We start from the raw sequence: 8534 nt of genomic DNA, 5'->3' as shown, positions 1-8534 counted from the left end.
CGACAGGTGTCGTCATTGATCTAACCTCTGTCGATATCATTGATTCTTTTATCGCGAAAGTCCTTGGTGATGTCGTAACAATGTCTGATTTGATGTGAGCTAAAGTGGTGTTAACTGGAATTCAACCTGCAGTAGCTATGACACTGATTGAACTAGGTATACATTTACAAGATGTACAAACTGCATTAGACCTAGAGCAAGGGTTGATTAAACTTCGCCAGGAACTGGAGGGATGATTATGGGTTTCAATCCCTGCGTTAATATTAGAAAAGAGTGGGATATTGTAGGTGCACGTCAACTAGGAAGGGAACATGCTAAAGAGCTGGGTTTTGGAACGGTTGACCAAGCTCGCATCGCTACCGCTATATCTGAACTAGCAAGAAATATTTATTTATATGCAGGAACAGGAAAGATTTGCTTTGAAGTCATCAATCAATTAGATAAAAAAGGGTTAAAGATTATAGCAGTTGACAAAGGTCCGGGCATCCGTGATATTAGTCAAGTTATGCAAGATGGCTACTCTACTTCTGGTGGTCTTGGTGCAGGTCTGCCAGGTGTAAAGCGCTTGATGGACCATTTTGAAATTCGTTCAGAGAGCGGTGAAGGAACAGAAATAGAAGCGATAAAGTTGGTTAGATAATGGATTGAGGGGTGTGTTAATGGAATCAGTTAAGCTTGATTTAGAGAATTACCGCAAACTATTAAAAGAATATTTACTAACAAATGATGAAACAGCCCTATATCAAGCCGAACAATTCAGTAAATTATCCGTGCAACATAATATCTCACCAGAAGAGATTATACATGTGCACATCGAAGCTTTAAAAGAGTTATATCCAGAGTTGCCAAGAGAGGTTAGCGATTCATTAAATTTTCTGTTAGAAGCGATGATTTCATACGGCTTAGCCTTACAAGAATATCAATTTTTAAGAGCGAAGCAATCAGAATTGGAATCTGAAATATCTGTGGCGGCAAATATGCAAAAAACATTGCTATCCACGGTTAAACCTGACATTAAGGGTCTGGATATTGGTGCAATCAGTGTACCTGCTAATAGTATGAATGGCGATTACTATCATTTCGTGGCAGATAAAGAAGGAACATTAGGTATTGCTTTAGCTGATGTTATTGGTAAAGGAATACCAGCGGCTCTTGCGATGTCTATGATTAAATATTCTATGGATAGTTTCCCGGAAAATCAACGGCAGCCGAGCATGATTCTTGAAAACTTAAATCGAGTGGTTGAACGAAATGTTGATCCAAGTATGTTTATCACGATGTTTTATGGATTATATAACCCAGAAAGTGAAACATTCTCCTATGCTTCTGCTGGTCATGAGCCTGGTTTCTATTATCATGCGAGTAAGGATAAGTTTGAAGAAATTGAGGCGCGAGGTCTCGTATTAGGAGCAACGGAACATACAACTTATCAGCAATTTGTTAACCATATAAAAAAGGATGATTGCATTATCCTTCTGACAGATGGTGTGACAGAGTGTCGAGTGGGCGATCGGTTTATTGAAAGAGACGAAGTGCTTCAAGTCATTAAAGATTATATTCACTTACCAGCTCAAGAGGCGGTTGACTCTGTATATAAATATTTTGAGCGTTTACAAGATTTTCATCTTAGAGATGACTTTACTTTGATCATTATTAGAAAAAAAGTTTAGTCTTTTTGTTTTAGGGAATACATAACTAATTGACTTTGACTAGGTGGAAGGAAGGAAATTCATGAATATCAATTTAGATGTAGAAATGATTGAACAGGATAATATGACAACACTTGTTCTTTCCGGAGAAATTGATGCATATACAGCTCCGGTATTGAAGGAAGCGTTACTCCCTTTAACGAAACAACCAAATACAGAGGTTATCGTTGATTTAGAAAAGGTAAATTATATGGATAGTACAGGACTTGGTGTGTTTATTAGTGCCTTAAAATCCTCTAAGGAACATTCAACATCACTTAAATTGATTCAACTTCAAGATCGTGTTCACCGTTTATTTAAAATTACGAGCTTGGATAGCATTATTACGATTGACACAACAGTGCGGGGTGGGAACTAAATGGAACACTTTGATTTTATTGAAATGAAACTACCGGCGAAGCCTGAATACGTTGGTGTTATCCGTCTCAGCATTTCAGGTATTGCTAATAGAATGGGTTTTACTTATGAAGATATTGAAGATTTAAAAGTTGCCATCTCAGAAGCAATGACCAATGCGACTACGCACGCTTATGAAGACAATGAAGAAGGCGAAGTAACGGTAGGGTTCGGCATTTATAAAAACCGTCTTGAAATTATGGTCGCTGATCATGGCGGTAGCTTTGATTTAAATGAAATAAAAGCTGGCACTGGCCCATACCAGCAGACTGAAGAAATAGAAAGCTTACGAGAAGGTGGTTTTGGATTATTTCTAATTGATGCGCTAATGGATAAGGTAGAGATTAGAAATGATTATGGCGTGATTGTTTTAATGACTAAAAATCTCTCCATAAATGAGGTGGACATAGATGACGACCAAATCTCAACCACACAATAAACGTGGGGATGAGATTTACCAATGGATACAGCACCTACAGGAAAATCCAGAAGATGAAGAGATCCAAGAGAAGATCGTCTTAACGTATCAAGATCTTGTTCATTCAATAGCTAGAAAGTATGCAAAAAATAGCTCAATTCATGAAGATCTTGTCCAAGTGGGGATGCTGGGATTATTAGCTGCGATCAGAAGGTATGATCCGACATTAGGTAAATCGTTTGAATCATTTGCAATTCCTACTATTATCGGAGAGATAAAACGATTTATTCGTGATAAAACATGGAGTGTCCATGTTCCGCGTCGCATTAAGGAATTAGGTCCCAAAATTAAAAAGGCAACAGAATATTTAACAACGGTTAATCAACGCTCTCCATCTGTGAAAGATATTGCTGAACATTTAGATGTGAGTGAAGAAGAAGTTTTAGAAACGATGGAGATGGGACAAAGTTATAAAGCATTGTCAGTCGATAAAAAAATTGAAGCTGATTCTGATGGGAGTACTGTTTCTATTCTTGATTTAATTGGCAATCAGGATGAAGGGTTTGAAAAAACAGATATTCGTTTATTATTAGAAAAGGTATTACCGATTTTATCTGAACGCGAACAAAAGGTTTTACAATATACTTATTTTGAAAATAAAAGTCAAAAGGAAACAGGTGATTTGTTAGATATTTCCCAAATGCATGTTTCTCGTATACAACGACGTGCTTTATTAAAGCTAAGAGAGGCTCTGCAAGCTGATGGTATAGGGGTTAACGACTAATGAAAGACACGAAATATGTTGACATATCTGTTTATCAAAAAGCTAAAGTAGGTAACTATTATTGTGGGGATAGTTATTATTACTATGAAAATGATGACTTTTTTATATGTGCTTTAGCCGATGGACTTGGTAGTGGTGAGATGGCAAAAGAGTCTTCTCAAGCGGTAATGAATGTAATTGAGGCAAATCCCATAATGGATACTAGTCAAATTGTACAAGCGAGTAACCAAGCTTTAATGGGTAAGCGTGGCGTCGTATTAGGTGTACTAAAGATAAATTATAAAGATCACTATTACACCTACGCTTCAATTGGCAATATTGGTTTAATGACCATTACTTCAGATACGATCAAAAGCCGTAACATACCGATGTCAGGATATTTAGGTGTTTACGCTCGAACGATGAAAGAAGTAAGAGGACCATTAGAGAGAGGGACCATGTTTGCCTTATTTTCAGATGGTATTGTATCAAGAGATTTATCCCACACCTTATTTCGACAAAAGGATGTCCAAGATATTACTTACGCTTTTGCTGAAAAGATGGAACAGGTACGAGATGATGACACGACTTTAATTATTATAAAATATTAGCCGGAACTCTATGATTTTATAAACAATCATAGGGTTCTTCTAATGTTAAAGGTTAAAATGTCAGTCAGATTATAGTTAGCTTAAGTGACCATTGGACAGGTAGTCTATTTTTCATCTATACTTAAAGGGCCAACATTAAATACGTTACGAAAGTATAAAATTTAACCAAAGAAGTGGCAAGCAATAAGTTAACCTTTTAAAGGAAGAAGTATAAGGAAGTTGGAGGAATTCAGTATGGAAGACCAGGGCAATCAAACACATATTATTGAGAGCGTTTCAAGCCGAGTTAAAGTAAATACAGCAACAGTTAAACAGGTGATTCATTTACTACAAGAGGGCAACACTGTCCCATTTATAGCTCGGTACCGTAAAGAACAAACGGGTGGTTTAGATGAAGTTCAAATTAAAGAAATAGAAGATCAATGGCAATATGGCGTTCAACTGGCTCAAAGGAAAGAAGAAGTTATTCGACTGATTGATGAACAAGGTAAGTTAACTCCTGAATTGAAACAAAATATTGAAACAGCAGAGCAATTACAACGGGTTGAGGATTTCTATCGTCCATATAAACAGAAGCGACGTACGAAAGCGACGATCGCAAAGGAAAAGGGATTGGAACCGTTAGCTGAGTTGATTTGGAAGCAATCGATCACAGACTTAACTAAAGAAGCAGAAGCCTACCTTTCTGAAGATAATGAGTTACTAGATACCGACCAAGTTTTAGCAGGTGCCAACGACATCATAGCAGAATGGATTGCTGATGAAGCCTCGTATCGAGATTACATAAGGAAACAAACGTTTACACAGGGAAAGCTCCAAGTTAAACGAAAAAGCAACGACAATGATGAGAAGGGTGTCTATGAAATGTATTATGAATACGAAGAGGCGATTAAGTCAATAGTAGCCCATCGTATTCTTGCCTTGAATCGTGGCGAAAAAGAAGACGTGCTTAAAGTAAGTGTTGATACTCCGCTTGATACGATATTAGCATTTTTAAAACGCAAAATTATTTCCCGAGGTACACCAGAAGCAGTCCAAGTCTTTTTAACTGAGGCGATCGCAGACAGCTATAAGCGTCTGATTCAACCTGCTATAGAACGAGAGGTTCGTACTTCATTGACGGAAGTAGCCGAGGAACAAGCGATTGAGATTTTTTCAAAAAATTTAAAGAATCTTTTATTGCAGCCTCCTTTAAAAGGGAAAATGATTTTAGGTGTAGATCCTGCCTTTCGTACCGGTTGTAAGTTGGCCGTAGTGGATGAGACGGGTCGTATGATAGCTGTTGATGTTATCTATCCAACAGCACCGAAGAATGATATTAAAGGTGCAACTTCGAAGGTTAGATCATATGTTAAGCAGTATAATATTGAGCTGATAGCGATTGGAAATGGGACAGCTTCGCGTGAAACAGAGCAATTTATTGCAAATGTGATTGAGCAAGAAAAGTTAACGACACCATATATCATCGTTAACGAAGCAGGTGCTAGTGTATATTCTGCATCAAAATTAGCTCGGGAAGAGTTTCCTGATTTGCAAGTAGAAGAGCGGAGTGCTGTTTCAATTGCTCGCCGTGTTCAAGACCCATTAGCGGAACTCGTTAAGATAGACCCGAAATCAATTGGCGTTGGGCAATATCAACATGATGTAAGCCAAAAAAGATTAAATGAATCTTTGAAATTTGTCGTAGAAACAGCAGTAAATAAAGTCGGTGTTAATGTAAACACCGCTTCAGTATCATTATTGCAGTATGTATCAGGGTTAAGCAAAGCTGTTGCTAATAACATCGTCAAACAACGTGAGGATATTGGGAAATTTAGTTCGCGGAAACAATTAAAAGATATACCTCGCCTAGGGCAAAAAACATATGAACAGAGTATTGGCTTTTTGCGGATTAATGATGGGGAAGAGCCTTTAGATCGAACACCGATTCACCCAGAGAGTTATCAAGCGACAGTAACCTTACTGAAAATGATTGATTGCACGAAAACAGATTTAGGGACGCAAGCATTGCAAGACAAGTTAGCCACACTTGAACTTGATAAAGTAGCAAAAGAGTTAGGCATTGGCCAGTTGACACTACAGGATATTATTAAAGCATTAAGCAGTCCCGAACGTGACCCGCGTGATGATTTACCTAAACCATTATTAAAGAAGAATGTTTTAACAATGGAAGATTTAAAGCCAGGTTTGGAGTTGCAAGGAACCGTTCGCAATGTTGTTGATTTCGGTGTTTTTGTTGATATTGGGGTTAAGCAAGATGGCTTAGTTCACATTTCTAAAATGTCAAATCGTTTTGTAAAGCATCCAATGGATATAGCATCGGTCGGTGATGTCATTACGGTTTGGGTTGATCAAGTTGATTTACAAAAAGAACGAATCGCATTAACCATGGTGAAAAATGATTAAATCATTAAAGGCATCGACAAAATGCCTTTAATGATATTCGTTGTGATAAAAACTTCAATCCGTGGGTGTTTTTGTTCTTCGCCCGCGGATTGTTAGTTGAGTGAATCAGGACATGAGCGTCCGTTATACTCGTTTAATATAGATATGCCTTCGAGCGTTTTACGGACGTTTATCTGTGATAAAAAAACCAACATTGATTTAATAAAATAATTTGGTTAATATCTTTCTGTTTAAATGCAAAATTCAACTGTTTCTTTAACCAAGTCGGCATATTCATTCCTCCCTGACTAAATCTCTGGTATGATAGCATATGAGAAAAGTAAAAATGGGGAACTGTACAATGAATGATATGAATCTTCAACAATTAGTCGAGCGTTTATCATATGATCATTTCAACAAACCTTTTTTTGATGAAGCGATCTTTAATTCACGCTTAAGGACTACTGGAGGAAGATACTTACCTTCTGAAAGACGCATTGAGATAAACCCAAAATATCTAGTTGAATTAGGTGAGAAAGAACTAATTGGGATCATTAAGCATGAATTATGTCATTATCACCTTCATATTGAAGGGAAAGGATATCGGCATGGAGATTTAGAATTTAAAGCATTATTGCAACAAACAGGCTCGCCGAGACATTGTCAAATGTTACCATCGGCAAGAAAGATGTTTTATCTGTATAAATGCTTGCAGTGTGGTCAATTGTATAAGAGAAAGAAACGGATCAATATTGAACGATACAGGTGTAGTCGATGCAAGGGAAGAATTGATTTTTCTAATTTGTAAAAAACAGTTGACGCTAGTCTAAGTTCATGTTATTTTATTTTAGGTCACTAAATTTATGATATATTAATCTTTTCTAGAAAGTTCGATTAAAAGCTACATAAAGCAGTTGGACGCTATTCATAAAAAATGATTAGATGTTGTTGACAGTTTCTTTTAAATATAGTATAGTTTTTATCGTCGCTAATATAAATTAGCACTTATTCCACAGTAGCTCAGTGGTAGAGCAATCGGCTGTTAACCGATCGGTCGTAGGTTCGAATCCTACCTGTGGAGCCATAATGGAGAAGTACTCAAGTGGCTGAAGAGGCGCCCCTGCTAAGGGTGTAGGTCGTGTAAGCGGCGCGAGGGTTCAAATCCCTCCTTCTCCGCCATTTTATTTTTTCTATTGGCCCGTTGGTCAAGCGGTTAAGACACCGCCCTTTCACGGCGGTAACACGGGTTCGAATCCCGTACGGGTCACCATATTCAATTTCATAGGGTCCGGTAGTTCAGTTGGTTAGAATGCCTGCCTGTCACGCAGGAGGTCGCGGGTTCGAGTCCCGTCCGGACCGCCATTTATTGTTGGGCTATAGCCAAGCGGTAAGGCAACGGTTTTTGGTACCGTCATGCGCTGGTTCGAATCCAGCTAGCCCAGCCATTCTTCATTTTAGAACTTCTATAGTTTAGATATAACTCCTTTGAAACCATGTGAATGTTTTAAAGGCTTTTCTATTGATAAGGGTTCAATTATGAGTAGAAGAGCCATTAGCTCAGTTGGTAGAGCATCTGACTTTTAATCAGAGGGTCGAAGGTTCGAATCCTTCATGGCTCATCTTTTTTATACATTAATATAGTATGAAAATCTGCAAATAGTTAGGAAACAGCAAAGACAAAGTGTCTAGTTTAAAAAAACTCCTACATTCTTAAAGAATGAGTGAATATAAGTTTTTAATTATAAATTGTTCTTGCGGTCGTGGCGGAATGGCAGACGCGCTAGGTTGAGGGCCTAGTGGGTGAATAACCCGTGGAGGTTCAAGTCCTCTCGACCGCACCAAAAAAGTTATTGACAAAACAACTGACAATATGATATATTTAAAGATGTCGCTTCATTAGCGCCCGTAGCTCAATTGGATAGAGCGTTTGACTACGGATCAAGAGGTTAGGGGTTCGACTCCTCTCGGGCGCGCCATTTGATTTTAGTAGATTATGCGGGTGTAGTTTAGTGGTAAAACCTCAGCCTTCCAAGCTGATGATGAGGGTTCGATTCCCTTCACCCGCTCCATCCATTTAGGGCCTATAGCTCAGCTGGTTAGAGCGCACGCCTGATAAGCGTGAGGTCGGTGGTTCGAGTCCACTTAGGCCCACCATAATTGATCTTTGAAAACTGAACAAAACAACCAGTATGTTAAGAAAAGAAGTAAGAAGCAAGCTAGTGCTTTAAACGAGCAAATGGATCATCGACGAA

Annotated in this window: 9 protein-coding genes, 10 tRNA genes and 1 pseudogene; 19 read left to right on the top strand and 1 reads right to left on the bottom strand. The window is 38.2% G+C overall.

The features are described 5' to 3' along the window. The 8 genes and pseudogenes from JOE23_RS17570 to JOE23_RS17535 all read left to right on the top strand — a co-directional run. Positions 1-236: pseudogene (locus JOE23_RS17570) on the top strand (STAS domain-containing protein); the annotation flags it as partial. 2 nt (positions 237-238) lie between these two features. Beyond that, entirely contained in the window at positions 239-640 is a 402-nt protein-coding gene (locus tag JOE23_RS17565; protein WP_204440786.1) for an anti-sigma regulatory factor, read from the top strand. A 19-nt stretch (positions 641-659) separates the two neighbouring features. Next, the gene (locus JOE23_RS17560) at positions 660-1670 is read left to right on the top strand and encodes a PP2C family protein-serine/threonine phosphatase (RefSeq protein WP_204440784.1); all 1011 of its coding nucleotides are present in this window, start codon (positions 660-662) and stop codon (positions 1668-1670) included. Positions 1671-1731: 61 nt separating this feature from the next. After that, positions 1732-2067 (top strand): STAS domain-containing protein, encoded by a 336-nt coding sequence (locus tag JOE23_RS17555; RefSeq protein WP_204440781.1) that lies wholly within the window; start codon positions 1732-1734, stop codon positions 2065-2067. Beyond that, positions 2068-2544 (top strand): anti-sigma B factor RsbW, encoded by a 477-nt coding sequence (gene rsbW / locus JOE23_RS17550; protein WP_204440779.1) that lies wholly within the window; start codon positions 2068-2070, stop codon positions 2542-2544. It begins immediately after the preceding gene. Continuing rightward, the gene (gene sigB, locus JOE23_RS17545; protein ID WP_204440771.1) at positions 2516-3307 is read left to right on the top strand and encodes an RNA polymerase sigma factor SigB; all 792 of its coding nucleotides are present in this window, start codon (positions 2516-2518) and stop codon (positions 3305-3307) included. The genes rsbW and sigB overlap by 29 nt, the downstream gene beginning before the upstream one ends. Continuing rightward, entirely contained in the window at positions 3307-3897 is a 591-nt protein-coding gene (locus tag JOE23_RS17540; RefSeq protein WP_204440763.1) for a SpoIIE family protein phosphatase, read from the top strand. Before sigB ends, JOE23_RS17540 begins: the two co-directional genes overlap by 1 nt. A 234-nt stretch (positions 3898-4131) precedes the next feature. Continuing rightward, on the top strand, positions 4132-6303 hold the full coding sequence (locus JOE23_RS17535; RefSeq protein ID WP_204440761.1) for a Tex family protein: 2172 nt from the start codon (positions 4132-4134) through the stop codon (positions 6301-6303). 169 nt (positions 6304-6472) lie between these two features. Here the strand turns inward: JOE23_RS17535 and cmpA are convergent, their stop codons facing one another. Next, on the bottom strand, positions 6473-6574 hold the full coding sequence (gene cmpA / locus JOE23_RS17530; RefSeq protein WP_204440759.1) for a cortex morphogenetic protein CmpA: 102 nt from the start codon (positions 6572-6574) through the stop codon (positions 6473-6475). A 69-nt stretch (positions 6575-6643) separates the two neighbouring features. Between cmpA and JOE23_RS17525 the strand changes: the two genes are divergently transcribed. From JOE23_RS17525 to JOE23_RS17475, 11 genes are all read left to right on the top strand, one after another. Beyond that, the gene (locus JOE23_RS17525; protein WP_204440756.1) at positions 6644-7090 is read left to right on the top strand and encodes a SprT family protein; all 447 of its coding nucleotides are present in this window, start codon (positions 6644-6646) and stop codon (positions 7088-7090) included. 201 nt (positions 7091-7291) lie between these two features. After that, positions 7292-7366: transfer RNA gene (locus tag JOE23_RS17520), tRNA-Asn, on the top strand. A 4-nt stretch (positions 7367-7370) separates the two neighbouring features. Beyond that, positions 7371-7461, top strand: a tRNA-Ser gene (locus JOE23_RS17515). 16 nt (positions 7462-7477) lie between these two features. Further along, positions 7478-7552, top strand: a tRNA-Glu gene (locus tag JOE23_RS17510). A gap of 15 nt (positions 7553-7567) precedes the next feature. After that, positions 7568-7644 (top strand) — tRNA-Asp (locus JOE23_RS17505). An 8-nt stretch (positions 7645-7652) separates the two neighbouring features. After that, positions 7653-7727: transfer RNA gene (locus tag JOE23_RS17500), tRNA-Gln, on the top strand. A 101-nt stretch (positions 7728-7828) separates the two neighbouring features. Beyond that, positions 7829-7901, top strand: a tRNA-Lys gene (locus JOE23_RS17495). A gap of 135 nt (positions 7902-8036) precedes the next feature. Then, a tRNA-Leu gene (locus JOE23_RS17490) sits at positions 8037-8123 on the top strand. A 58-nt stretch (positions 8124-8181) separates the two neighbouring features. Continuing rightward, a tRNA-Arg gene (locus tag JOE23_RS17485) sits at positions 8182-8258 on the top strand. 19 nt (positions 8259-8277) lie between these two features. Beyond that, positions 8278-8351 (top strand) — tRNA-Gly (locus JOE23_RS17480). An 8-nt stretch (positions 8352-8359) separates the two neighbouring features. Beyond that, positions 8360-8436 (top strand) — tRNA-Ile (locus tag JOE23_RS17475). The last annotated feature ends 98 nt before the right edge of the window (positions 8437-8534 follow it).

Origin of the sequence: Amphibacillus cookii, from assembly GCF_016908375.1 — a bacterium.
Taxonomy (GTDB): Bacteria; Bacillota; Bacilli; order Bacillales; family Amphibacillaceae; genus Amphibacillus_C; species Amphibacillus_C cookii.
The sequence above is the reverse complement of the archived record's forward strand: the minus strand, read 5'-3'. Positions and strand labels throughout refer to the sequence as shown.

What these genes read in the sequence shown, in the direction of transcription:
- JOE23_RS17535 (WP_204440761.1), top strand. Translation starts at nt 4,132, where the DNA reads ATGGAAGACCAGGGCAATCAAACACATATTATTGAGAGCGTTTCAAGC.
- rsbW (WP_204440779.1), top strand. Translation starts at nt 2,068, where the DNA reads ATGGAACACTTTGATTTTATTGAAATGAAACTACCGGCGAAGCCTGAA.
- cmpA (WP_204440759.1), bottom strand. Translation starts at nt 6,574, where the DNA reads ATGCCGACTTGGTTAAAGAAACAGTTGAATTTTGCATTTAAACAGAAA.
- JOE23_RS17525 (WP_204440756.1), top strand. Translation starts at nt 6,644, where the DNA reads ATGAATGATATGAATCTTCAACAATTAGTCGAGCGTTTATCATATGAT.
- JOE23_RS17565 (WP_204440786.1), top strand. Translation starts at nt 239, where the DNA reads ATGGGTTTCAATCCCTGCGTTAATATTAGAAAAGAGTGGGATATTGTA.
- JOE23_RS17560 (WP_204440784.1), top strand. Translation starts at nt 660, where the DNA reads ATGGAATCAGTTAAGCTTGATTTAGAGAATTACCGCAAACTATTAAAA.
- sigB (WP_204440771.1), top strand. Translation starts at nt 2,516, where the DNA reads ATGACGACCAAATCTCAACCACACAATAAACGTGGGGATGAGATTTAC.
- JOE23_RS17555 (WP_204440781.1), top strand. Translation starts at nt 1,732, where the DNA reads ATGAATATCAATTTAGATGTAGAAATGATTGAACAGGATAATATGACA.
- JOE23_RS17540 (WP_204440763.1), top strand. Translation starts at nt 3,307, where the DNA reads ATGAAAGACACGAAATATGTTGACATATCTGTTTATCAAAAAGCTAAA.